Annotated in this window: 23 protein-coding genes; 6 read left to right on the top strand and 17 right to left on the bottom strand. The window is 64.7% G+C overall.

Annotated elements, in window-relative coordinates; genetic code table 11:
* Positions 1 to 24 precede the first annotated feature (24 nt).
* The 5 genes from HDC29_RS17955 to HDC29_RS17935 form a co-directional block, all read right to left on the bottom strand.
* The gene (locus tag HDC29_RS17955) at positions 25 to 675 is read right to left on the bottom strand and encodes a response regulator transcription factor (protein WP_179499668.1); all 651 of its coding nucleotides are present in this window, start codon (positions 673 to 675) and stop codon (positions 25 to 27) included.
* Entirely contained in the window at positions 672 to 1,214 is a 543-nt protein-coding gene (locus HDC29_RS17950; RefSeq protein WP_179499667.1) for an Rrf2 family transcriptional regulator, read from the bottom strand. The genes HDC29_RS17955 and HDC29_RS17950 overlap by 4 nt, the downstream gene beginning before the upstream one ends.
* Positions 1,215 to 1,320: 106 nt before the next feature.
* A complete protein-coding gene (locus HDC29_RS17945) occupies positions 1,321 to 1,932 on the bottom strand; it encodes an outer membrane protein (RefSeq protein ID WP_179499666.1) in 612 nt (203 codons plus the stop codon).
* Positions 1,933 to 2,043: 111 nt separating this feature from the next.
* A complete protein-coding gene (locus tag HDC29_RS17940) occupies positions 2,044 to 2,469 on the bottom strand; it encodes a hypothetical protein (protein ID WP_179499665.1) in 426 nt (141 codons plus the stop codon).
* 37 nt (positions 2,470 to 2,506) lie between these two features.
* Positions 2,507 to 3,256, bottom strand: a complete 750-nt coding sequence (locus tag HDC29_RS17935; RefSeq protein ID WP_179499664.1) for an SDR family NAD(P)-dependent oxidoreductase — start codon at positions 3,254 to 3,256, stop codon at positions 2,507 to 2,509.
* Between the two features lie 98 nt (positions 3,257 to 3,354).
* Here HDC29_RS17935 and HDC29_RS17930 point away from each other — a divergent pair, with 98 nt between their 5' ends.
* Positions 3,355 to 4,248 carry a LysR family transcriptional regulator gene (locus HDC29_RS17930; protein ID WP_179499663.1) on the top strand — a complete coding sequence of 298 codons (894 nt, stop codon included), beginning with the start codon at positions 3,355 to 3,357 and terminating at the stop codon, positions 4,246 to 4,248.
* An 11-nt stretch (positions 4,249 to 4,259) separates the two neighbouring features.
* On the opposite strand, the gene HDC29_RS17925 is transcribed toward HDC29_RS17930, so the two are convergent.
* Positions 4,260 to 6,209 (bottom strand): ferritin-like domain-containing protein, encoded by a 1,950-nt coding sequence (locus tag HDC29_RS17925; RefSeq protein ID WP_179499662.1) that lies wholly within the window; start codon positions 6,207 to 6,209, stop codon positions 4,260 to 4,262.
* A gap of 263 nt (positions 6,210 to 6,472) precedes the next feature.
* Here HDC29_RS17925 and HDC29_RS17920 point away from each other — a divergent pair, with 263 nt between their 5' ends.
* Positions 6,473 to 7,924: a PLP-dependent aminotransferase family protein gene (locus HDC29_RS17920; RefSeq protein WP_179499661.1), complete on the top strand. Its 1,452-nt coding sequence runs from the start codon at positions 6,473 to 6,475 to the stop codon at positions 7,922 to 7,924.
* Between the two features lie 108 nt (positions 7,925 to 8,032).
* Positions 8,033 to 8,317, top strand: a complete 285-nt coding sequence (locus HDC29_RS17915; protein ID WP_179499660.1) for a GNAT family N-acetyltransferase — start codon at positions 8,033 to 8,035, stop codon at positions 8,315 to 8,317.
* A 92-nt stretch (positions 8,318 to 8,409) separates the two neighbouring features.
* Here the strand turns inward: HDC29_RS17915 and HDC29_RS17910 are convergent, their stop codons facing one another.
* From HDC29_RS17910 to HDC29_RS17875, 8 genes are all read right to left on the bottom strand, one after another.
* A complete protein-coding gene (locus HDC29_RS17910) occupies positions 8,410 to 9,162 on the bottom strand; it encodes an SDR family oxidoreductase (RefSeq protein ID WP_179499659.1) in 753 nt (250 codons plus the stop codon).
* Between the two features lie 13 nt (positions 9,163 to 9,175).
* Positions 9,176 to 10,387 (bottom strand): bifunctional alpha/beta hydrolase/OsmC family protein, encoded by a 1,212-nt coding sequence (locus HDC29_RS17905; protein WP_179499658.1) that lies wholly within the window; start codon positions 10,385 to 10,387, stop codon positions 9,176 to 9,178.
* A gap of 23 nt (positions 10,388 to 10,410) precedes the next feature.
* Positions 10,411 to 11,703 (bottom strand): cytochrome b N-terminal domain-containing protein, encoded by a 1,293-nt coding sequence (locus HDC29_RS17900; RefSeq protein WP_179499657.1) that lies wholly within the window; start codon positions 11,701 to 11,703, stop codon positions 10,411 to 10,413.
* A gap of 112 nt (positions 11,704 to 11,815) precedes the next feature.
* Positions 11,816 to 12,436 (bottom strand): TMEM175 family protein, encoded by a 621-nt coding sequence (locus tag HDC29_RS17895; protein ID WP_373562834.1) that lies wholly within the window; start codon positions 12,434 to 12,436, stop codon positions 11,816 to 11,818.
* 19 nt (positions 12,437 to 12,455) lie between these two features.
* Positions 12,456 to 13,040: a glutathione binding-like protein gene (locus HDC29_RS17890; protein WP_179499656.1), complete on the bottom strand. Its 585-nt coding sequence runs from the start codon at positions 13,038 to 13,040 to the stop codon at positions 12,456 to 12,458.
* 110 nt (positions 13,041 to 13,150) lie between these two features.
* Positions 13,151 to 13,612 (bottom strand): carboxymuconolactone decarboxylase family protein, encoded by a 462-nt coding sequence (locus HDC29_RS17885; RefSeq protein ID WP_179499655.1) that lies wholly within the window; start codon positions 13,610 to 13,612, stop codon positions 13,151 to 13,153.
* A gap of 11 nt (positions 13,613 to 13,623) precedes the next feature.
* A complete protein-coding gene (locus HDC29_RS17880) occupies positions 13,624 to 14,067 on the bottom strand; it encodes a hypothetical protein (RefSeq protein ID WP_179499654.1) in 444 nt (147 codons plus the stop codon).
* A 53-nt stretch (positions 14,068 to 14,120) separates the two neighbouring features.
* Complete coding sequence (locus HDC29_RS17875) at positions 14,121 to 14,882, bottom strand: SDR family oxidoreductase (RefSeq protein ID WP_179499653.1); 762 nt, start codon at positions 14,880 to 14,882, stop codon at positions 14,121 to 14,123.
* Between the two features lie 561 nt (positions 14,883 to 15,443).
* Between HDC29_RS17875 and HDC29_RS17870 the strand changes: the two genes are divergently transcribed.
* Positions 15,444 to 16,511, top strand: a complete 1,068-nt coding sequence (locus HDC29_RS17870) for an alpha/beta fold hydrolase (RefSeq protein WP_257018368.1) — start codon at positions 15,444 to 15,446, stop codon at positions 16,509 to 16,511.
* 179 nt (positions 16,512 to 16,690) lie between these two features.
* On the opposite strand, the gene HDC29_RS17865 is transcribed toward HDC29_RS17870, so the two are convergent.
* The 3 genes from HDC29_RS17865 to HDC29_RS17855 all read right to left on the bottom strand — a co-directional run bounded on the left by HDC29_RS17865 (position 16,691) and on the right by HDC29_RS17855 (position 20,534).
* Positions 16,691 to 17,608: an MBL fold metallo-hydrolase gene (locus HDC29_RS17865; protein WP_257018367.1), complete on the bottom strand. Its 918-nt coding sequence runs from the start codon at positions 17,606 to 17,608 to the stop codon at positions 16,691 to 16,693.
* Positions 17,609 to 17,868: 260 nt separating this feature from the next.
* Positions 17,869 to 19,131 (bottom strand): MFS transporter, encoded by a 1,263-nt coding sequence (locus tag HDC29_RS17860; protein WP_218844750.1) that lies wholly within the window; start codon positions 19,129 to 19,131, stop codon positions 17,869 to 17,871.
* Positions 19,104 to 20,534, bottom strand: coding sequence for an amidase (locus tag HDC29_RS17855; protein ID WP_179499651.1), 1,431 nt, complete (start codon positions 20,532 to 20,534; stop codon positions 19,104 to 19,106). The genes HDC29_RS17860 and HDC29_RS17855 overlap by 28 nt, the downstream gene beginning before the upstream one ends.
* Positions 20,535 to 20,592: 58 nt before the next feature.
* Between HDC29_RS17855 and HDC29_RS17850 the strand changes: the two genes are divergently transcribed.
* Both HDC29_RS17850 and HDC29_RS17845 read left to right on the top strand, forming a co-directional pair.
* Entirely contained in the window at positions 20,593 to 21,171 is a 579-nt protein-coding gene (locus tag HDC29_RS17850) for a CGNR zinc finger domain-containing protein (protein WP_056376001.1), read from the top strand.
* A gap of 863 nt (positions 21,172 to 22,034) precedes the next feature.
* A complete protein-coding gene (locus HDC29_RS17845; RefSeq protein ID WP_179499650.1) occupies positions 22,035 to 24,380 on the top strand; it encodes a TonB-dependent receptor in 2,346 nt (781 codons plus the stop codon).
* The last annotated feature ends 48 nt before the right edge of the window (positions 24,381 to 24,428 follow it).

The following is a 24,428-nucleotide window of genomic DNA, read 5'->3' as shown; positions in this document are numbered from 1 at the left end:
CCGTCATTATAACCATACCAAAGGCTAGGCTGCGGCGGTTTCGCGCAGTTCCTGCGGCAATTTTTCCCAGGCGCGGATCAATTCGCCGACCGATGCAGCCTGCATCTTCTTCATCACGTTGGAGCGATGAAGCTTCACCGTAATCTCGGTAATACCAAGGTCGTAGGCGATCTGCTTGTTGAGACGGCCCATCGATACCTCGCGCATGACCTGGCTTTCGCGCGGCGTCAGCGTCGCAAAACGTTCGACATGCTGCTGCACGACCTCGGCGCTCGCCCGCTCGGCGATATCGCGTTCGAGACCCGCGGTGACGGCGTCGAGCAAGGTCTGATCGCGCACCGGCTTGGTCAGAAAATCGACCGCACCCGCTTTCATCGCCTGGACGGTCATCGGAATGTCGCCATGCCCGGTGAGGAAGACGATCGGTTTCGCAATCCCCGCGGTCGCAAGATGCTGCTGAAGATCGAGGCCGCTCGATCCGGGCATGCGGACGTCGAGCACAAGGCAACCCGCGCGATCGAGTACCGGCGACTCGATCAGCTCGCGCGTCGATCCGTAACAGACCGCCTCGATCCCGACCGAGAGCATGAGTTCTCCGATCGCGGTGCGCACATCCTCGTCATCGTCGACGACGAGGACGAGCGGGGGATCTTCTTCGGCGAGGGTGCTGATCATGTCGCGAGCGCTTTCGAAGGGGCGGGACGCCGCGGCAGGCGCGCCGCGATCCGCTGGTCGAACCATGTCTTCGTTTCGGCGCCGAATTCGACCGGCGCCTTGCGGTCCACCTGCCCGGCAATATCGGCAAGCGTTTCGCTCGCCAAGGCATCGCGCATGGCCTTCTCGGCCTTGAGCATCACCGCGTGGATCGAACAGACCCCGCGGCTCGCCCACACAGGCGGCTCCGCGCCGAACAGCGGGCAGCGGGCGCGGATTTCCTGGCATTCGAAGAGCGGCTTGCGTCCCTCAATCGCGTCGACGATCGCGAGGACACTGATGGTGTCGGGCGCCCGGGCGAGCAGATAACCACCGCGCACGCCTTCGGCCGCTCGAACGATTCCCGCCTTCTCCAGCTTCGCGAGAATCTTGGCGACGAACGTCGGGGATATGCCCTGGAACAGCGCGAGGTCCTTGCCGCTGCGCGGCGCCGGACCCGCGTCGACAAGCGTTAGCAGGCAATGGAGACCATATTCGACGCTGGCGGTGAGATGAGCCATAACTTCGACTATACTACTCCATGTTTGCTGAGACAAGCGACGCGGCGCCCACCTCGCCCGGCGCCGGATCATCTCCGACGCCGGGCGCAGCGGGCTCCAAGGGCGATCAGAAGTGATAAGCAATGCCGAACAGCGCCTGATGGCGCTCGAACTTCGTCCCGCTGCCGCCAAGGTCGCTGTAGCGATATTCGACGCGCGCCGAGATCCGGTCAGTCACGGCGCGTTCGACACCGCCACCCACCGACCAGCCGTCGAAATTGTCCTTGTCGCTATAGGCGCCCTGAATGTTGCGCAGCCGCACCGAGGCACGGATATTTTCATAACCGCCGCGCGCATAAACGAGCGTGTTGTCGGTTACCAGATAGCCGGCGCGAACGCCGAGATCGAAACCATATTCGGGATTGATGCGCGCGTTTGCATCCCTCTGCGAACGGCTGACGCCGTCGTCGAACCCGAAATTGACCGCGCCTTCGGCCGAGAGCACGATGCGGTTGGCCGGCTGGATATTATAGCCGAAGAAGATGCCGGCGGTCGCGGCGTCGCGCGAGTCATCGATCCGGGCGGCGCCGCCGTCGGTTTCGACAGTGCCGAGCTTGTTCTGGCTCCAGCCCGCCTGTGCCCCGACATAGGGACCCTCGAAGGTTTGCGCGGAAGCCGGCGTCGCGATCGCACAGAGCGATGCGAGGCCAAGCGAGAGGGGGAGAAAATAAGGCTTCATATTCTGGTCTTTCTTCGTTGTTCGTTGGCGTCGGATTTGGCCGCAGCCCCTGCCTCCAGGCTGCCCCCAATCGCGGGCGGGCAGCCTGGACGCGCGGACCGCGCCGGCTTCTCAGCCCGCGTTTTGGCGGGGCGGAAGGAAGTTGCCGTCGATGCCGCCGGGCCAGGGCGTCACGGTTTCACCCGCGACCATCCAGCGATCGCCGTCCTTGCGGAGCCGCAGCTCGTACATGGCCGGGGGCGCCTCGGGGCTCATGCGGCGAAACAGGATCGCCGTCGCGTGATCGCCCTGCTGCTCGACGTGCAGCACGCGGTGCTCGGTCGAGAGTGGCGGTTCACCGCCATCGCGGCGGGCTCGGAACTCGGCGATCGAGTCGTCGCGCGCGACGCGCGTCACATGACCGTCGGAACCGAGGATCAGGAAGCTCTGATCGGCGGCATAATGCGTTTCCATGCTCTCGATGTCATAAGCACTGCCGTCGTGAACGACGTCGTGGATCAAGGTTTCGATCGCGGGGTCGATGGGAGGAATGTTCATTTTTCTGTCTTTCTGTTCGAAGCGAAGATCGGGAAAATCAGAGCAGCGCCATGCCGCCATCGACGCGCAAGTTGATGCCGGTGACGAAGCTGCTCGCGTCCGACGCGAGGAAAAGCGCGGCGCGCGCCAGTTCTTCGGGCTGGCCGAGGCGCCCGAGCGGGATGGCGCCCGCCATCATGTCGATGAACGACGCCCGCTCCGCGGCGGGAACGCCGAGCTTCTCGAGGATGGCCGTCTCGGTCGGCCCGGGACTGAGCATGTTGACCCGAATCCGCCGCGACTTGAATTCGAGCGCCCAGCTGCGGGCAAAGGCGCCGATCGCGGCCTTGGTGCCGGCATAGACGGCATGGCCGTCGAGAACCTTGTCGCTCGCGAGCGAGCCCACGAGAATGATCGAACCCCCATCCCGCAGGAGCGGCGCAATCTTCTGCACGCCAAAAAAAGTGCCGCGCGCGTTGATCCCGAATTGCCCGTCATATTCATCTTCGGACACCGCGTGCGACGCGGTGATGGTGTTGAAGCCGGCGTTCGCCATATAGATGTCGGCGCCGCCGAATCGGTCCGCGACGACGGCCGCCACCCGTTCGTGATGCGCGGGATCGGCGACGTCGCCCTGGACGATTGTCGCCCTCGGTCCGATCGTATGCGCCGCGGCGTCGAGCGCGTCCTGACGTCGACCGGTAATCACCACTTCGGCGCCCTCGCGAGCAAAAAGCGTCGCTGCCGCGAGGCCGATGCCGCTGTTGCCGCCGGTAATGACGGCAATCTTTCCATTCAAACTGGTCATGAACCACCTCTTTCGTTGCTGGGAGAGGCGGATATGTGCATTCCATGATGGAAGATTAGATTGGACGGTGGCACATCGTCTTTGCCATAAGCTATCGAATGACAGTAGGACCCGAACACGCCACCGGCCTGCAGGCCTTCGTCCGGACGGTCGAAGCCGGATCGTTCAGCGCCGCGGCGCGCCGCGCCGGCACTACCCCGTCTGCGGTTTCGAAGAGCGTCGAGCGTCTCGAACAGCGGCTCGGCGTCAAACTGTTCCTCCGCTCGACGCGCTCGCTCGCGCTGACGCTCGACGGCACGGCCTATTACGAACGGGTTGCGCCGCTGCTGCGCGCGCTCGACGACGCCGACGAGGCGCTCGCCGAGACCGGACAGGCGCGCGGCACGCTGCGGGTCAGCCTCCCCGGCATCCTCGGCCCAGCGCTCGTCGACGCGCTCACGCGCGATTTCCTGCCGCGTTTTCCCGATATCCGTCTCGAAATCAGCATCACCGACCGTCATGTCGATCTGGTCCGCGAAGGCTATGATGTGGCGCTCCGCGCCGGGCCGGTCGAGGACAGCGACTGGATCACGCGCCCGCTCGGAGACTTGCCGCTCGTGCTCGTCGCGGCGCCGGCCTATCTCGCGCGCGCCGGCACGCCTGCCACCCAAGAGGAACTGGGCGCCACCGCCCACATTCGCTACCGTCTGCGCGCGCAGGCCTATCCGATCCGCTTCGCCGATGGCACCCGCCTCCTGCCCGAGGGGGTCTTCGACACCGACTCGGGGCAGGCGATGCGGATCGCGGCCTTGAACGGCGCCGGCATCGCGCAGCTTCTGCGTATCGCGGTGACCGACGACCTTGCCGCCGGCCGGCTCGTCGAAATCATGACGCATGCGCCGCTCGCGCCGGTCCCCGTCCGGGCCCTGCACGCGTTCGGCCGCTTCGCGCCGCTGCGCCTGCGGGTGTTTACCGATTTTCTCGCCGAGACGCTGGCGCCGCACCGGACCTGAACCCGACAGGCTCATGTCCGGAAACCGATCCGGCGGTGCGTGCCATCGCAAAAAGGCTTGTTGGCGCTGCCGCCGCATCGGCAGAGCCGCGCCTTGGGCACGCAAGCGATTGTTCGTCCCGTTCCACTGAGGATTTCCAGATTGCCCGTCACATGCAGCGGGCCGTCGTCTTCGGGCTCGATCGCCAGCACGCCGCCGCGGTCTGCGAGCTTGCGCGTATCGATACTCGGCGGCTCGCCCGTCGCGACGAAGCCGACATGATCGTGCGATTTGTCGCAATAGGGTTTGTTTTTCGACGCGCCGCAGCGGCACAGTGTCGCGCGAACGCCGATCTTTTCACCGGCCAGCTGTAGATCGGCGCGCACGGTATAAGGACCATTTTCGCGCAGCGTGACGAGATTGACGGGCGGCACCGGCTCCGCAGCACCGCCGCGCCGCGCGTAGGACAAGGCGCCCGACGGGCATTGGCGAATGACGCCGCAGAGCTGCTCGGCATCGGTGGCGTCGGCGACGATCCATGGTCCCTCGACATTGGCCAGGAAGGTTGCAGGCGCCTGCGTCACGCAGACGCGGGCGTGGATGCAGCGCGTGCCATCGAAATAGACCGTCACCTCGCGGCCATCGGCGGGGTCCTGCGCGTCAGTCTGCACCGGTCCCGCGCTTGAGGCGGCCTGATCGGACGGGCGCGAAGCGGGTTCATTCGCTGCGCGCACCGGACCCGGCGCAGTGCGGAGCCGGTCGGCCTGCTTTTCGAGAATCCGGGCCGCGTGTGCACAGCGCGGGTCGGCCGGATCGAGAGCGGCGGCGACCGCGCTCAGTTCGTCCATCCGCTCGACATAGATCTGCCGCGCGCTCACACCCTGGGGCAGTGCGGCGGCCTCGCGCAGCGCCGTGAACGAGACGCCGGCATGGCAGTGCGGATTCGACGGTCCGGCAGGAAGCCGGGCGGCGCGTTCGGCGATCGCCCCGAGCGCATGCATCAGCCCGATCGCGCAGCCGACGTAGAGTGACTTGTCGGAAGACGGACTAACGAGCCCATAGGCGCCGGCAAGCAGGCGCAGTGAAAGAGCGTAGATCGCATTGGCGAGATCGACCGCCGCGACCGCGTCGGCGTCCTCGAGCCAGACGCGCCCTGCGGCCTCGGGCGGCTTGCGCAGCACCGGGTTGACCGCGGCGGGATGCGCCGGGGCAAAGCTCGGGTTTTCGGCCGTGAAGGCCCGGAGTTCTTCGCGCACGCCGAGAAATCGCTGGAAGTGCGAGTTGGCGCGGTCGCTGGGTGCGCCTTCGCCCTCGACGACGATTTCGGCAAGCGCGGCCAGCGCCGCGTCAAGCGATGAGATGGGAGTGGCGCCCGCGAGCGTGGTTTCGTCGGGCGACAGCTGCAACGCGGGATCGCCGCAGAAAACCGCCTCTTCGCCGCGCTCGGCGACCAAAGCGCGGAGGCCGGACTCGATCGCCTGATAGAAGGATCCGATCGTCGCATAATCAAACGCCGCCGGCGTCAGCCGCGGCGCGATCGGGGTCCGTGTCGACCCGTTCAACGTCGCGAAGCCATCGCCATCGGCCTCACCCGACCCTTCGGGCCGCTCGAGGAAAATGAAGTGCTGCAGCACGGCCGCGCCGAACGGCGCGAGCTTTACCGAAATGCCGGCAGGCAGATATCCGGGCGCGAGCGGGAAGTTGGTGCGCCCGAACCGCGGCGCGCCGCCGAGCGCTGCCGTGATATTCCACACCGCGACGAGATGGCTCATCTCGTCGATCGCCACGTCGAGAATGACCCGGCGCCAGCGTTCCACCGCCTCCGCTTCCGCGCCGCTCAGCCCTTCGGCTTCGCCGTCCCTCAGACTGAAGGCGGCGTAGAGATAGGTGCACATCAGATTCTGTTCGAGCTCGGCGGCTTCGTAGAGCGCGTGCAGCAGCTTCTCGCGGCTGGCGCTTTTCAGCGCATCGATCTCCGGCATCTGGCTAACCCCTTGCGGCGGACCTTGGGCGGTCCCGGTGCGCACAAGTCTAAAGGGGCCGAATTCGCGTCGGCAGACGCGAGTGGCGCCGAAGCGATTGTACCAAGCGGACCGCTCGCGCTTCGTCTGCGCTCAACCGGGCCTAGTCCCGAAGGCAGCCGACCCCCAACCATCGCATAGGTCCCCCCCGGCTCGACAGCGCTGGCGGGCGAACCCTAGTTTTTGGGCATCACCCGGTCTTACCAGCACCATGAGGTTGAGCGATGACTATACCATGGAATCCGGCAGCAGCCGGCCTCGCTATCGATCGATCGCGCGCCGTGCCGCTCACCCAGCAGATCGCTTCCGCGTTGCGCAGCGCGATCGTCGAGGGGCGGCTCCGCCCCGGTGCACGGCTGCCGTCGTGGCTCGACATGGCGACCCAGCTGGGGGTCTCGCGGGGAACGGTCAAGGCGGCTTACGAGACGCTGATCGACGAAATGCTGGTCTTTTCCGCCGGAGCTGCCGGTACCCGGGTCGCCGATCGGCCGGCGCCGCGCCCGGTCGCGGTCCGCACGGTCGAGATCGCCTGCCCGCTCCAGGACGCCGGGCGCGAATTCGGCTTGCGACCGCTGCCCTTCCAGATCGGGGTGCCGGCGCAGGATGCGTTTCCCGCCAAACTCTGGGCCCGGCTTCGCACCCGCGCCGTGCGCGCCAACGCCATCGCGCCCGTCACCGCCTCCGATCCGCGCGGGACGCCCGAGTTGCGGGCCCAGATTGCCGCGCAGCTGGCGATCACCCGCGGCATCCGGTGCCTGCCCGACCAGATCATATTGACCAGCGGCTATCGGGGCGGCCTCGGCCTAGCGCTGAGCACGCTCGGCATGGCCGGGCGCCGCGCCTGGGTCGAAGATCCGGGCTGTCCCGTGACACGTAAGGCGCTGCGCCTTGCCGGCGTCGATACCATGCCGGTTCCGGTCGATGCGCAGGGTCTGCGGGTCGATCGCGCCATTCACGCTGCCCCGGATGCGGCGCTGGCGATCGTCACCTCGGGTCTGCAAGGCCCCGGCGGCGCAGCATTGTCGGCCGAGCGGCGCGCGGCGCTGCTTGCCTGGGCCGAGCGCAAAGGGGGCTGGATCGTCGAACATGACCAGGCCAGTGAGTTGCTCCTCGATGGCCGCGCGCCTCCGGCGATTGCGGCGAACGATCCCGCCGGTCGCGTCATCCATATCGGCAGTTTCGACATGACGATTAGCGGCGCGCTCGGGCTCGGCTATTTGGTCGCACCCATCGCGCTCGCGGCGCAGTTCGCGGAGGTGGCCGCGCATCTCAATCCCGCGCCCAATCCCGCGACCCAGCTCGCGCTCGCCGACTTTCTCGGCGACGGCCATTTCCTGCGCCACATGCGGCATATGAAAGCACTTTATCGCGAGCGCCGCGACATGCTTGCACGATATCTGGGTAACGCCATCCTTCTCGACCAGAATGGGGGGCTTGCGGCGATCATGCCGCTTCCCGCAGGCACCGACGACGTCGCGCTCGCCGCCCAAGCGCCAGCGCTCGGCATTGCCCCCGCGCCGCTATCGCTGTGGAGCGCCGACCCCGGCAAGGCGCGTCCGGGCCTCGTGCTCGGTATCACCAACATGCGCGAGCCGATCGCCGCCAAGGCCTGCGAGGCGCTTGCTCGCCTCATCGACTGCCCCGCGGCGGTGCCCCTCCCCGCCCGCGCCGCCTGAAAGGATCGCTCGGGCTGCGACGGTACAGCGACTTCGGCAATGCTTGGGCCTGTCGGCGGACGCCGGAGCGCCTAGTCTTTTTGCGATAGCGCTGAAGGAGAATTTGCCATGGACATCAACGTCTTCGAGAATGTCGAAGAACATCGCTTCGAGCTCGACCTGCCCGACGGCAGCACGGCTGGAATCTATTACCGGCTCGACGAGGAAGGCCGGTTGGTCCTCTTTCACACCGACGTGCCGTCCGAATTTTCCGGACTCGGCATCGGCACCCAGCTCGCGGCGGGCGCCTTCGACCTGATCCGCCAGTCCGACCGCAAGGCGATCCTGCGCTGCGCCTTCCTGCAGAGCTTCTTCCGCGATCACCCCGGATATGCGGAGATTATTGCAGGCTGAGCCGACCATCGCCGCCAGGCGAGCGGGCGATGCTCAACCGCGAAGAGAATCGCGTCGAAAGGCTAGACGCCCGGCGAACCGGCGCCTTTCGGTCATGCCGAGGCGATCCACGCGCGAAGCCAGCTCTCGAAATCGAGCGGCGCCATGCGCGGGCGCTCGCCGCCGACCAGCGGCTCGCCCTCGAAGCGCGCCCCAAAATAGAGCGCTTCGGAATCGACGATAACCCGGCGCGGATCCTCGTTGGCGGTCAGGATTTCGAGCGCCAGATCGGGAAGCATGCGGCGATCGGGGCCGACGACCTCGACAACGCCGCCGGCCGGCGGCTCGAGGGCGATATCTGCGAGCGCGGCGGCGACGCTGGCGGAAGCGACCGGCTGCATTTGGACCGGCGGAATGCGAACGCCGTCGCCCTCGCCGCCGGCATCGACGATCTTGTAGATGAATTCGAAGAAAGGGGTCGAACGGACGATGGTGAAGCCCAGTCCCGAATCCCGCACCAGTTCCTCCTGTGCTTTCTTGGCGACGAAGTAACCGCCGTGGAGCCGGTTCGTACCGATTGCCGACAAGACGACATGATGGGCCACACCCGCTTCGCGCTCGGCGCGTAGCAGCCGCCGACCGGCGTCTGCAAAGAAATGCGCCATGTCGTCGGCGCGCGCATAACCCGAGTTCGAGGTATCGATCACGATCCCCGCGCCTTCGATCGCGTCCGCAAGCCCTTCGCCGGTCACGATGTCGACGCCGGTCGAGCGCGCCGCGACGACCACGTCATGACCCTGTTGGCGCAAGCGTTCGACGAGTTGGCGGCCGACGAGTCCCGTCCCGCCGATGACGGTGATTTTCATGGTCTGCTCCTGATCAGTCTTCGCGCTGCGACGTCACCGCCCAGCCCGCTTCGGTCGGCTCGAAGCGCGCGCCGGTCTCGAGCGTGCGGTGGACCGGGCAACGATCGGCGATACGGGCCAGCTCGGCGCGCTGCGCTTCGTCGAGCGCGCCTTCGATCTCGATGCGCCGTGAAAACACGTCGGGAAGCGTCGCGCCGGTCTCCTTGTGGTGGCGCACACCGGTGCTGATACGCGTGACCGGCCAGCCCTTGCGCGTCGCGTAAAGCCGCAGCGTCATTGTCGTGCACGCCGCCAGCGCGGCGGACAACAGGTTGAAGGGCGTCGGTCCCGATCCCAATCCGCCGACGCTCTCGGGCTCGTCGGCGATAAACGCCGCTTTGCCAGCGCGCATCGCGAGCTGGAACTTGCCGAGCCCCGTCTCTTCGGCTTCGGCATCGAACGGCCCGGTCGCCGTCGGTAGCGGCGGCGGCAGGTAGCGCCCGGCCCAGGCGGCGATCATGTCGGCCGCGAAGGCAGCATCGTCGCCATTGGTCAGCAGATGGTCGGCGCCTTCGAGCGACACGAAACTCTTGGGATGGCGGGCGGCAAGATAGATGCTCGTCACATTGTCGATGCCGACCACCGCGTCGGTCGGGGAATGGAGCAGCAACAGCGGGCGCCTCAATGCGGCGATGCGGGCACCCTGTTCCTGCTGCCGCAAATCGTCAATCAGCTTTCGGCCGACGCGAAACGGCCGGTCGGCGATCGCCACCACGCCCTCTCCGTCGGCCTCGATCCGCGCCAGTGCGTCGGGGTCGAGCTGGGCCAGCACATGCGCGACATCGAACGGCGCCGCGATCGTTGCAACCGCCCGGACATCCGGCAGCGATCCCGCCGCCGCCATGACTGCGGCGCCGCCGAGACTATGGCCGACAAGCAGCAGCACCGGCATGCCGGCCGCGGCCATCGCGTCGGCGGCGGCCACGAGGTCCGCGATATTGAGGCTGAAGCTCGTGTCGGCAAAATCGCCTTCGCTGCGCCCGAGCCCGGTAAAATCGAAGCGCAGCACACCGACGCCGGCGCCCGCGAGACGGCGCGAGATACGCACGGCAGCGATATTGTCCTTCCCGCAGGTGAAGCAATGCGCAAACAGCGCCCAGGCGCGCGCCGGTCCGACGGGAAGTTCGAGACGGCCCGAAAGGCGCTCGCCCGCGGCATTGAGGAAGTCGAACGGACGGGTGGGCATTGTTGCAGTCTCCGGAAATCAGGTCATTCCCCGCCCTGTGCGGTAACATCGACGGCGTGCTCACCCGCAACGCCAAGCACCGATGCGGTGATCGAGGTCGGCAGCGGCAGCGGCTTCTCGATTCTCGCGATGATCGGCAGGATGATCAGGAAATGCGCGAAATAATAGATGGCGGCGATCTGCGAGATCACGACATAGGGCTGCTCGGCGGGCGCGCCGCCGCAATAGCCGAGGACGAACACGCAGGGCAGGAGACCCAACCAGAATAATTTCCGGAACAGCGGGCGATAATTGCCCGAGCGCACCGGCGAGGTATCGAGCCACGGCAGGAAGAAGAGCAGCAAGATCGAGGTGAACATCGCCAGCACCCCGAGCAGCTTTGCCGGGAGGATGAGATCCACCGTGAAGGCGCGCAGGATCGCGTAGAAGGGCCAGAAATACCATTCGGGCACGATATGCGCGGGCGTCGAAAGCGGATTGGCCGGGACATAATTGTCGGGATGGCCGAGCGCATTGGGGAAGAAGAGGACGAGCGCGGCGAACAGCGTCAATACCAGCGCGACGCTGAAGCCGTCCTTGGCGGTATAGAAAGGATGGAAGGGCACCGTATCCTGCGGACCCTTGACGTCGACCCCGGTCGGGTTGTTCGATCCCGGAATATGAATCGCCCAGATATGGAGCACGACCACCGCGGCAATCACGAAGGGCAGCAGATAATGCAGCGCGAAGAAGCGGTTGAGCGTGGCATTGTCGGGCGCATAGCCACCCAGGAGCCAGGTCTGGATCGGCTCGCCGACAAGCGGAATCGCGCTGAATAGCCCGGTGATGACCTTGGCGCCCCAGAAGCTCATCTGGCCCCATGGCAGGACATAACCCATGAACGCCGTCGCCATCAGCAGGAGGAGGATAACGAGCCCCATGAGCCAAGCCATTTCACGCGGCGCCTTGTATGATCCGTAATAGAGCCCCCGAAACATGTGGATGTAGACCGACGTGAAGAACAGCGATGCGCCGTTCATATGGATGTAGCGGATCAGCCAACCCGCGTTGACGTCGCGCATGATATGCTCGACCGAGTTGAACGCGATGCCGCTGTTGGCGGCGTAGTGCATCGCGAGCACCAGCCCGGTGACGATCTGGATCACCAGCGCCATCCCGTTGAGAACGCCGAAGTTCCAGAAGAAATTGAGATTGCGCGGCACCGGATAACCGCCGCCGGTCGCGTTGTAGACGAAGCGCGGGAGCGGCAGCTTCTCGTCGAGCCACCGCATGAGCGGATGCTTGGGTTCGTAATTTTTCGCCCAGGGAAAACTCATCGCAGGGTCCATCGCTCGCGCCGGAAGATGCCATCAAAATAGCCGGACGCCGCGCGCGCGGCAGGCGCAAGATTGGTCGAGGCGACTGTACCAAGCCGGAGCGACCGCGCGGTCAGTCGCGCAAAATGCGCTCCATCCGGCGGTCGGGCACGAACCACAGCAGGATGATAGACAGGTAGATCGCAAGCGCGATCCCGGGATGCACCAAGGCTAGCGCCGCCGCGACCGCATAGGACGCGACGCTGACGCGGCCCTTGATATCGCGGCCGACCGCGCGGGCGATCGCGGCATTGGCGGGATGCGAGGCGATGATCGCGCGGACGAGAAGTTCGTAGCCGATCGACGCCATGCCGAGGACGATGCCATAAGCCGCCACCGCGAGCGCGGCAAAGCCGCTCTCGTCGAGCCAGCGGATCGTATAGGGAATGAGGCTGAGCCAGAAGAGGTGGAAGAGATTGGCCCAGAGCACCCGGCCGTCGATGCGCCCCGTCGCCTGCAGCAGGTGGTGATGGTTGTTCCAGAAGAGGCCGACGTTGACGAAGCTCAGCGCATAGACGAGGAGCAGCGGCATGCTCGCGGCGACGCCGGCCCACCCGTCGCCGGGAACGCGCAGTTCGATGACCATCACCGTGATCACGATCGCGACCACGCCGTCGGTCAGCGCTTCCATCCGCGCCGACGGCATGCCCCGTCGCGTCCCGGTGCCGCCGCCCGAAGAGCCGCTGTCCGACACGCCGTCCTCGCGGCCCCTATCAGGCCAGTCCCTCGGCGGCGAGCGTTGCCGCCACTGCGGGCCGCGCCGCCAGTCGGTCGCGCAGGGCGGCAATTTCGGCTGGCAGCTCGACGCCGAAGCGCTCGGCCCATTTCGTCATGACGAAGACATAGAAGTCGGCAGCACTCGGCGCATCGCCGAACAGATAGGCGCCCTTCATCGTCTCGCCGAGATAGCGCAGCCGCGCCGTGATATAGGCGCTGGCAGCCGCCTTCTGGGTGTCATTTCCCTGATGCCAGAAGGGCTTGAAGCTCTTGTGGATCTCGGTCGAAATATAGGCGAGCGCCTCAAGCAGCCGTGTCCGGCCCAGCGCACCGGGCACGCCGAAACCGGGATAGATCTGCGCGAGATAATCGAGCACAGCGATATTCTCGGTCACCAGCTCCTGATCGTCGAGCCGCAGCGCGGGCACATAGCTTTTGGGCGTGATCGCGTTGAAATCGGCGCCGCTCGCGGTGATCTTGGTCTTGAGGTCGACGCTTTCGCTGTCGAACGGTTCACCCGCTTCGTGGAGGATGATGTGGGCGGCAAGGCTGCATGCCCAGGGGCAATAATAGAGCTTCATCGGACAGGATCCTGCAAGGGGGCCGCTGGAGCGCCGGGGAGGAGGGAGGCACCCCAGCGGCCGGGTCGACATCGGAGCACAGGGTCAGGCGCTCCGATGTCGGGGGGGCTTCAGGCCGCGGCGGCGGCGGCTTCGACCGGATGAACCGCGCGCAGCCCGATCTGGACCTTGTTCCAGAAATTGATCGCGGCGATCGCGACGGTCAGATGCGCGATTTCCTTGTCGTCGAAATGCGCCTTGAGCAGCTCGTAATCGGCGTCGGGGGCGTGCGTCTTGGCGACCCGCGTCAGTGATTCGGTCCAACCCAGGACCGCGCGCTCGCGGTCGGTGAACAGCGGCGAGTCGCGCCAGGCGTCGAGCAGATGGATGCGCATGTCGCTTTCGCCATGCTTGGTCGCATCCTTGCTGTGCATATAGATGCAAAAGGCGCAGCCGTTGATCTGCGATGCGCGCAGCTTGACCAGCTCGAGCAGCCCATGATCGACGCCCGAGGCTTCGATCGCCTTCTCGACTTCGAGCATCGCCTTCATGGCTTCGGGAGCGGTCTGGAATATGTTCATACGGGGGGTCATCAGATTTTCCTTCATTTGGCTTGGGGAATGAAAAGCGTCATCATGCTGCGCGCGCGGCGGTGCCGGGCGTCGACCACCGCCCAGCCCGCGAGCAGCGTGCCGAGAATGGCGGGGAGCGTGACGGCGGGAAAATCGCGCGCGAGCGCGGAGGGTCCGCAAATCCCGACCGCGACCTCCCAATAGTGGAACAAGGCGTGGCCCCAGAGCCAGAGCGTCGGCGCGGTCCAGAACAGGACGCGATGCTCGGACCGCACAGTGCCCAGCAGAAAGGCGCCGCCGAGAGAAATAAAGATCAGCCCGATGTCGCGGATGAAATGCTGGTTGAACGGGCCGGTCGTGGTCACCCCCGGCACCGCGAAATACCAGCCGGCGGGTGCGACGAGCATGTACAAACCGTTGGCGATCGCACCGAGCCCCATGAGGAGAGCAAGGCTGAGACAGCAATATCTGAGCATGACGGGATCTTTCCGAACGAGCGTGACGAGCGGCGACGGGGCTGTTCGCCCGCTTATTTGCGCGGCGGCGGCGGGACGTTTTCGAGCCACCAGTCGAAGCGGGTGGCGCCGAGCTTCGCCGCCGGTCCCGGAATGAGCGAATTGTCGTCGATCATGACGCCGAAATAAGGCGCAGCGGGATCGGCAACCACCGGGCGCGGATCCTTGTCATATTGCAGGACGCGGGCGATCAGCTCGTCGAGATGGAATTTCTCGGGACCGCCGATCTCGACGGTCCGGTTCGCGGGTTCGGCGAGCGCAACGGCTGCCACGGCCTCGGCGACATCTTCGGCGGCCATCGGCTGGATGAAGGCGTGCGGCAGGCGGACCTCGTCGCCGACGACCCCCGACTGGGCGATGCCGCGCAGGAACTCCATGAACTGGGTCGCATGGATGATCGTGTAGGGGATCGGGCCATCCTGGATCAGCGTTTCCTGCGCGAGCTTGGCGCGGAAATAGCCGCTGGCCTGCAGGCGCTCGGTGCCGACGACCGACAGCGCGATATGATGGCGCACGCCCGCGGCCGTCTCGGCTTCGCTGAGGTTACGCCCCGCGGTCTGGAAGAAGTCCATCGCGACCTCGTCCTCGAAGGTCGGCGAGTTGGCGAGATCGACGACGACTTCGGCGCCGGCCAGTGCGTCGGCGAGGCCCTCGCCGGTGATCGTGTTGACCCCTGTGTTGGGCGCCGCGGCAATCGCCTGATGCCCTGCGTCGTTCAGCTTGGTGACGACCTTCGAACCGATCAGCCCGGTTCCTCCAATCACGACGATCTTCATCGGCTTGCCCTTCCGTTGCCGGCGCGGTCTGCGCCTCCTGCAATCGGATTAGAGGAGCTGGCCGCAACGCTGCAGACCCGAGACCTGCCCAACCTGCTGTACCAACCGGGATGCCGGAAGCCTGCTTGGTACAGTGCGCCGGACGGTTTTCGGACCTACCCCGTCTCCTTTCACGTTGCTTTAGATCGGCCTGTGACCGGCGATGCGAGGCAGGCGCGATCAACCCCCGAAGATCGCTCAGGAGAGCGGCGCATCCCGGTCATCGACGCCATGATCATGGGCGAACTGGGGAGCCGTGTTAACCGGACGCGACAGAGATGGTGAACGCAGCGGCTTTTTCCCGTTTCACCCTGCGGCCAACGAAATGGCAGTCGAGCATCCAATCTGTCCGGCTCCCCCTCTTTCGCAACCTACCCGACCCGCCCTCCCCCCCCCGGACGAGCCCGAAGCGCACCGGCCCCGATCGGATGGCGACAGTATAGGCGCCTGGCCAAGTCTCGGTGCTGTGCGCGGAGCATCGCCGGCGCCATTTTTGATGCTCATAGACAGAAAGAACTCGCGATGGATCACCCGCACCGCAAATCGCCCCGCCGCCTTGCCGAGCAGGACAACGTCCTTGCGAATGGCCCGGCCATCGATAGCGACCGCCGCAATCTCCTCGCGATCGCGGCCATGGCGGGCATCGCGGTCCCGTTTGGAGCATGGGCTGGCGCTCCAGCCGTTACCTTGCCCTGGACAGCGCTCGCTGAGGTCGACACCGGCGATCTTCGCATCTGCTATGCCGAAATGGGGCCGCGGGCCGGGTTGCCGACCATCCTCCTTCACGGCTGGCCGTATGATATCACCGCCTTTGCGGAGGTCGCGCCCTTGCTCGTTGCGGCAGGCCACCGGGTCGTCATCCCCTATCTGCGTGGCTTCGGAGGCACCCGGTTCCTGTCCGATGCGAGCGCGCGCAACAGCCAGCAGGCGGCACTGGCCGCCGACGTTATCGCGCTGATGGACGCGCTCGCTATACCGCGAGCCGTGATCGGCGGTTTCGACTGGGGCGCGCGGAGCGCCAACGTCGTTGCGGCGCTCTGGCCCGAGCGGTGCCGGGCGATGGTCTCGGTGAGCGGCTATCTGATCGGAAGCCAGCATGCAAACGAGAGCCCCCTCACGCCCGAGGCCGAGCAACGCTGGTGGTATCAATATTATTTCGCCACCGAACGCGGTCGGCTCGGTTATGAACGGTACCGTGCACAATTCGCCGAACTGATCTGGCGCACCGCGTCGCCCCGATGGGCGTTCGATGAGGCCAGCTTCAGGCGGACGGCGGTCGCGCTCGACAATCCCGACCATGTCGCGATCACCATCCACAATTATCGCTGGCGGCTCGGCCTCGCAGCGGGAGAAAACCGCTACGATCCGCTCGAACAAGCGCTCGCGACGATGCCGGCTATTCGCGTGCCCAGCGTGACAATGGAGGGCGACGCCAACGGCGCGCCGCATCCCGATCCGCTATCCTATGCGAGCAAGTTTGTCGGGCGATATGTGCATCGCTCCATCAGCGGAGGCATCGGCCATAATCTTCCGCAGGAAGCACCTAAGGCATTTGCGGAAGCGATCCTTGAGGCGGCGAGCATGAGCTGATCGGTCGAGACGGTTCGATTGCGAGCACCAACTCAACCCAGACGTCTCAGCCAAGCGCCGCGCTTTGCCAATATTCATCGTTCGCTCGACCGCGCGGCAGTCGGCACGCCGCACGACAACAAAAAACCCCGTCGGTGGACAGCGCCACCGCCGGGGTCTCGATTCACGTCAAGGTGCGATCAATAATCCCAGACCGCGGGGACGCAGCGGAAGGCGTCACCCGCAACCGCAACATGGAAGATCGAGGGAAAGGGAAGATGGGTTGCGACGAAGGCCTCGCGGTTGGCGGCGAAATCGCGCATCAGGTCCACGCGGACGCGCGCAGCTCCCGCAGGATCGTGCTCGAAGCCATTATACCAGCCCGGGCGATCGAACGAGACCTGGAAGATGGCGTCGCCGACGAAGGTCAAACGCTCGCCACCCGAGGCGAGGCGGACCACGCTATGGCCGGGGGTGTGGCCACCGGTGCGCTGCACCACGACGCCGGGAGCGACCTCATAGGTTTCTTCGAAGGTCCGCACCTGGCTGCGATAAAGCTCCATAAACCGTTTGGCGGTCCGCCGAAGCGCATCGGGGAATCCGTCGGGCATGGCGGTCTGCGAGAAATCGGGATCTTCCCAGAATTTGACCTCGGTCGCCGCGACGTGGATCCGCAGGTCGGGTCGCATCTGCTCCTTTATGCCATCGACGACCAGTCCGCCGATATGATCCATGTGCATATGGGTCAGCACGACGTCGGTCACCGACGACAGTTCGACGCCGGCGGCCGCCAGTCGCTGAATCAGGCGACCGGCCTTCCCCAGTTCGAGATTGGGATCGAACCCAAGGCCCGCGTCCACGAGAATGGTCTGCTCGCCGCTCCGCACGACGAGGACATTGAGCGGCCACTCGGCGACTTCGCGCGGGAGAAACTGATCGTCCAGCCAGGCACCGAGAACGTCGGGCTCGACATTGTGCGCCAGGACCTCGGCGGGGATCGGCAGCACGCCGTCGCTGATCACGAGCACTTCGATGTCGCCGACCTGAAGCGCATAGCGCGAGGGCACCAGTTCATCGAGGCCCGTCCGGTCGGGTTGCATATTGGTTTTCGGTATCATGTCCGTCTCCATTCGCTCAATTGCGGTGAGACATGGATCGCGCCTTTCCCTTCCTCTCGATACCGTGCGAGACGACAGGTCGGGCTGACCATTCGGGAGTCAGACCTGCACTTTGAGATAGGTGAGGCTCGCTCCCGAAAAGGACCGCCATGCGCCGACAGTCAACCGTAAATCTGGCCGTTTGTTGATTGTCGGCTTTCAGTCGTGAAACGAGGAAAGCAGACGCTGTCTAGACCTCCGGACCTATGCGGGCGGCGAGCCTAGCTGTCCACGGTCGTGGACATGTTCGGCAAATCCGGTCCGGGCGACGATCGAAAATTGTCGAAGGCGGCGATCGCCGCGGCCATCAAATTGGCGCCAAGGCAGGCGACGATGGCGAGGTGATAGCTTTGCGTTGCATCAAACAGCAGCCCGGCCGCGACCGGGCCGACGAGGGTTCCGATCGCCACGCTGGTGTAGAGCAGACCGATAACCCCGCTCAGTTTCGCGGTACCGAAACGATCGGCGACGACCGACGGCAGCACCGCGACCCACCCGCCGTAGAAAATTCCATAGAAGACCGCAAAGATGATGAGCCCGATGCTGCTCGAAGCCGACACCCATAGCCCCATTGAGAGCGCCATCGCGATATAGGTCGCAACGAGAAAGCGGTCGCGACCGATCCGATCGGCGACCCCGCCGAGCAGGAAGCGGCCGGCGGTGCTTCCTGCGCCGATCAGTGCGATGAGCGCTGCTGCGCCGCTAGCCGTCATGCCATGGTCCTGCGCATAGGGAACGAGGTGAACGAACGGGATAAAGGTTCCAAGGCCGCAGGCGAGGCAAGCAAGATAGAGGCGAAGGAATGTCGGCGTAAGAACCATAGTTCGCAAGCTTGCGTCGCGATCATGCGCGTTTGCCGTGGCATCCCGGGGCGCATCCCTCACGAGGAGCGCCATACCGACGCCGACGATGGCCGCCCCTACCCCGAGTATCCAGAATGTCGGGCGCCAACCGAACTGCTCGACCGACAAGGCCGCCAGCGGCGCGACCACCAATGTACCGACCCCGATGCCGCTTACCGCAATTCCCGAAGCAAGCGCCCGGCGAGCCACGAACCATCGCTGTACGGCCGCCAGAACGGGTACATAGGCAAGGCCTATGCCCCCGCCGACGCCCAGCCCGTATGCGAGAGAAACCTCGCCGAGGCTTCGTGCGCATCCTGCCAGCATCAACCCGGCGGCGAGCAACGCCATTGCCGCGATCGCGAACCGGCGCGCACCCCAATGGTCGGCAAGCGGTCCGCTGATCGCACCCAGTCCGAAGTAGAGAAATCCGGCAAAACTGAACACAAGAGAGATGCTCGCGCGCGACCCGCCGAACTCCGCCGCCAACGGCGCCATAAAAGCGCTGAAACTATATGCGCTGCCAAAGCCGACGAAAGTGATAGCGAATGCCGCAGCGACCACGATCCAACCACGCGAGCTCTCAGCAAAGGGCTGGGATAAAACGGGGACCGTCATAGTTGGGGATGGCGACGGTGCCATGCCGTCACCAACTGATAGGCGCCGACAGCGCGAAACAAGCTTGCCTCGTCCAGATCTTGACCGACCAGTTGGACGCCGATGGGCAGGCCGGAAGATGCCGCGCCGCCGGGAAAGGTCAGACTGGGGCTGCCCGTCAAATTGAACGGACAGGTGAAGCGCTGAAGCGCCGCCACCAGCTCGGGCTGCGTCCCCAGGGTGCTGATCGTTTCGAGCGTAAGCGGCACCATTGGCTGCGCAGGGGTCAGCACCATGTCGACACCCTGCGTGGCGGCCGCCCACCGCCCACGGAACGTCGCACGTTCGAGGAGTGCATGCTGATAGGCCATTGCGGAGAGCGCGCGGCCCGCGTCGAGAACCCAGGCAAGAACCGGACCATAGACTGCGCCCCGCTTGGGGTAAGTCGCCTCATGCGCCACCGCGGCTTCGACAGCGCAGATCGGAAACCAGGCCGCAACGGCCGGTTCAGGGTCGGGCAGCCGCACATCGATGAGGGTCGCACCCAAAGCTGCCAACTCTCTGGCGACGTCTGCTACGACCGCCGCGACTTCCGGATCAATTCCGGCCTCGACCCAGTCCGGATCGATGCCGACACGCAGTCCAGCGAGGCCCGCATCGATCGCGCCGACATAATCGGCGACCGGTGCCTGAACGGCCGTGGGATCGAGAGGGTCGGAACCCGCGATCGCCTGGAACAGATAGCTTGCATCGCGGGCGCTGCGCGCCATCACACCAACATGATCAAGCGATGGCGCCAACGCAAATATGCCGTGACGGCTAACCCGACCCCACGTCGGCTTGAGCCCCGTCACACCATTTGCCGCGGACGGCCAGCGGATCGATCCGCCCGTGTCGGTGCCGATCGCGCCGTAGCAGAGGCCCGCTGCGAGCGCGACCCCGGAGCCGCTTGAGGAAATGCCCGGCCAATAGTCGCCTCCCCAAGGATTGCGCGGGGCGGCGATGTCGGGATGGTGATCCGAATAGGCGCCTTCGGTGAGCTGTGTCTTGCCGATGATGACCGCCCCGGCGGCGCGCAAGCGAGACACGATGGTCGCGTCGATGGTCGGCACAAAGTCGCGATGAAGGGGCATGCCTGCAGCGGTCGCCTGGCCAGCAGTCCAGCATAAATCCTTGACCGCCACAGGGACGCCGAGGAGCGGCCCCGCCGCTTCACCGGCTGCGAGCCTCGCATCCGCATGCGCTGCCTGGTCAAGAGCGCTTGCGGCCATCACTGCGGCGAAGCTGTGCAGCTGACTGTCCAGTGCGTCGATTCGAGTTAGCAGGCAGGATGTTGCCTCTGTCGCCGAAATGTCGCGTCTGCGAATGGAATGGGCAAGCTCGTGCAGTTCCAGAAAGTGGAACGGACGGCTTGGGGTCGAAATGGGTGAGACAATCTTTGACACCATTTAAACATATTTAATAGTGTCTCTTGGAGTCAACCACAAAAACTCCTATACTGGTGTCATGAGGCTGTCCGACCGATATGAAGTGCCGCCCGGCGCCGCGCTGCTCTATGATTTCGCCAACACGCTCGACGAGCGGCGCTATGTTGTCGACCACATGCGCCTTACCGGTGGCGATGCAATCGAGACGCCGGCTCGTCTCGGCGCTTGGTTCAAACAGCACGATCTGAGCGAACACGTGGATGCCGGAGCTTGGCACGACGCCGTTGCGCTCAGGAACGCGCTGCGATCCTATCTGAAACTTCCACCACCCGAGCGGAGGGCGGCCGCGCCGGCACTCGACACTGCGGCATCGATCTACGGACTGAGGGTCGAGACTGATGCAGAAGGCCGAGTAAACCTCATTCCGCAGGCGGGCGCCGATACCCTTGGCATGGTGCTGGTCCAGTTCCATTTGCTTGCGATCACGGGACAACTCGACCGGCTGAAAGCGTGCGCCGATCCAGATTGCGGATGGGTGTTTCTTGATCGATCAAAACCGGGTTCGCGCCGCTGGTGTTCTTCGACCGGCTGCGGCAACCGTCAAAAGACGCGAGCGTATCGCGCGCGCCGAAGCCAGCCGAACGTATCCTCCGTTTAGCGCACCAGGACTTGCCAATCCGATATCCATTTCCGAACTTGGCCGTGTGTGGACGGCCCTCCGTTGGCAAGCAGTTTCTAGGTACGATGCGACCTGCTGGTTGGTGCGGCCATGTGTCCGGCCTATGATGCGGCATTGTGGTGCGCCGCTGGCCATGATGCCTTTCGCGCGGATCGGGTCCCGACCAATTGCTCGCACTCGAGGTGCACCGGCCAAAGTGGGTTTTCCTGATCAGGCGGTTTCAACCGGCTTTGTGCATCAGCTCCTGTCCGCCCTTCCCAACATCGTTGGCGCCACGGGTCGCGGCGCCTGATCTCCTATATGGAGGACAATCTCGCCGTTGCGAAGACGTGGTCTGAGGGTGCTCCGACGCCCTGATCGCTACATCTGCAGGTTTTCGACAACTCTGAGCTTTCAGGATTTGCCGCGGCATCGCGAAATAGCCGGGGTCAACACTCTTCCCTGACTCAGGTTGGCCGGTTGGAGACTGTCCGGTTCTATCTCGAAAGCCACGAAAGTGGTCGAAAAGACTACCGGCTCAACGCAGCCGCGGCACATCACCTTCCACCTTCTGCCGCCCACCAATGCATTGGACAATGTTTCGGAAGGCAAGATGCGCCCGATGGTGTGTGCTCAATCGCTCCCGCTTCTAAAGCCTCACATTCGCAGGTTAGCTGTCGCTACCGGACAATTGGCTGTAATAATCATGACTTAAATGTTCTTACCTAGCCTATCGCTGAGAGCAGATTTATGACCGAGCGAACAAGATTGTTCGCACTGCGAACAAAATGCAGCAGGCTGTTAGGTCGTATCCGGCGCGAAACATAGGTTTCCCCTGTCCAGATAGAAAAGGATAATGGGGAATGCGCAAATCGAATCTCGTTCAAGGCGTGGCAGCCATCGCCATCGTCGCCGGGTTTACGCCCGTGGCCGCACGGGCCCAGACTGCCGAGGAAACCGCGCCACAGGCAAGCGCGAATGACGCCGGCGACGATATCGTCGTGACCGCGCGTCGGCGCACCGAAAGCTTGACCGACGTGCCGATCGCGATCACCGCGCTGTCCTCGGAGACGATCCAGGATCGCGGCCTTGCCAGCGTCGATGCGGTCGCCCAGCTCACGCCGGGGCTGCAATTCGACAAGGGCGCCTCCCCTGCCGACATCCGCCCCAGCCTGCGCGGCATCTCGCTGATCGAAGGGCGGTCGAACGTCGCGATCATCGTGGATGGCATCGACGTGACCGGCGTCAGCCTCAACACCACGGTCGGCGGTAGCGGCTCGCAAACGGCGGCGGCGCTAATGGACCTCGAGCGGATCGAGGTCGTCAAGGGACCGCAGACCGTCTATTTCGGACGCAGTGCTTTCGCGGGTGCGATCCAGTTCATCAGCAAGAATCCCGAATTCACGACCGGCGGCAGCGTCAGTGGTGCGGTCGGCAACTATGACCGGCGCGAACTGGCGGCCCATATCACTGGCCCGGTGATCGGCGATACGGTCGCCGCCAAGCTTTCGGCCACCTATCGAAATTTCGGTGGCTTTTATAACAATCCCGGCAACCATCAGGGACTGGGCGCCAGCGAGGTCTGGGGCGTCGGCGGCTCGGTGCTCGTCGAAAGCGGGCCCTTCGAGGGCAAATTCTCGCTCAACTATGTTGACGAACATGTCACGCCGAGCGCGGCTTATGTGATCGAGCGTCCGGACATCAGCCTGACCGGGGTCAATGTGATAGACGAGGATCTCTTCGATCCGAGCCAGGTCGGCATCTCGTCGCACATGGATTACAAGGGCAATGTCTCGGAAACCTGGCGCGGCATTGCCAATATGTCGCTCGATCTTGGCGGCGGGCTGTCGCTCGCGTCGGTCACCGGCATCAACAAGGTCGGATCGACGATCCAGTTCGATTTCGACACGAAGCGCGACAATGTCCCTTCGGGCACGGCGCTTCCCGGCGGGTTGCTCAATTGCCTGCCCGGCGTGTGCGTCGGGATCGCCGAATTCGACACCGATCTGCAGCAGCTCAGCCAGGAACTTCGCCTGAGCTATGACAGCGACAACCTGCGCCTGCTCATTGGTGGCTATATCTTCGACGAAAATTACGAGGAACTCGATTATACGCGCTTTATCGGATCGCAGGCCTTTGTCACCGAGACGCGCGACGGTATCACGCCCCGTCCGTCGCGGCTGAACACCAACACCTATTCGGTGTTCGGGTCGGTCGACGCCGATGTGCTGCCCGGCCTGACGCTGACCGGCGAACTTCGTTTCAACCACGAAATCATCCGCGCCGAAGCGGCGACCGGCTTCAACATCCTTTTCCAGACCGGATCGACCGACATCACGTTCCGCGGCAAGGAGACCTTCGACAGCTGGCTGCCACGCGTCAACGCCAAGCTCGCGATCACCGACGACATCAACCTTTACGGCAGCATCGCCAAGGGGGCGAAGCCAGGCGGCTTCAACGTCGGGCAGGTGCGCGACGAGCTGCGCCCCTTCGGCCAGGAAACGGTGTGGACCTATGAGCTGGGGACCAAGGGCCGGATCGGCGGTCGCCTGATCTCTTTCGACGCGTCGCTCTATTATTCCGACTGGCGCGACGTGCAGGTGACGACGATCTGTTACGGCACCGCCAGCCCGTTCGGGCCCGAAGCGCAATGCCCCGACGCCACCGCGGTCAGCCTCAACTATATCATCAACGCCGACAAGGCCGAGGTGAAGGGGGCCGAGATCGGCGTCATCGTTCGCCCGGCCGATGCACTCACGCTGACCTTCAACTATGCCTATGCCGATTCGACCTTCGTCGATTTCGCGGCGCGCGACGTCTACCCGGCACCCGCGGGCACCGACCGCCAGTTCGGCGGCAACCGCATGCCGCTGGTTCCGAAGCACTCGCTTTCGGGATCGATCCGCGTCGAACAGCCGGTCACCAGCGACGCATCTGCCTTCGTCGAATTGTCGGGCCGTTACCGCTCGTCGCGATACGCCCGCTTCGATAATCGCGTGATGCTGGCCAGCAAGACGGTTGCCGACGCGCAGTTCGGCTTCAAAGGGGACGATTGGACCGCGCTCTTCTTCGTCGACAATATCTTCAACGAGCTGACGCCGGACTTTGCGCGCTATTATGGGAACTTCAACCCGAGCCGCCCCAATGGCGAATTCATCGCCGCACCGGCCAAGCGGGCGTTCGGGCTGCGCTTCAGCAAGGATTTCTGAGCTCTCCCACTGGGAACCCAGGACCGGGTCACAATCCGGCCGGGGTTC

Origin of the sequence: Sphingopyxis sp. JAI108, assembly GCF_013410105.1 — a bacterium.
Classification (GTDB): Bacteria; Pseudomonadota; Alphaproteobacteria; order Sphingomonadales; family Sphingomonadaceae; genus Sphingopyxis; species Sphingopyxis chilensis.
Note: the sequence above shows the minus strand (reverse complement) of the source record. Positions and strands in the feature narration are given on the sequence as shown.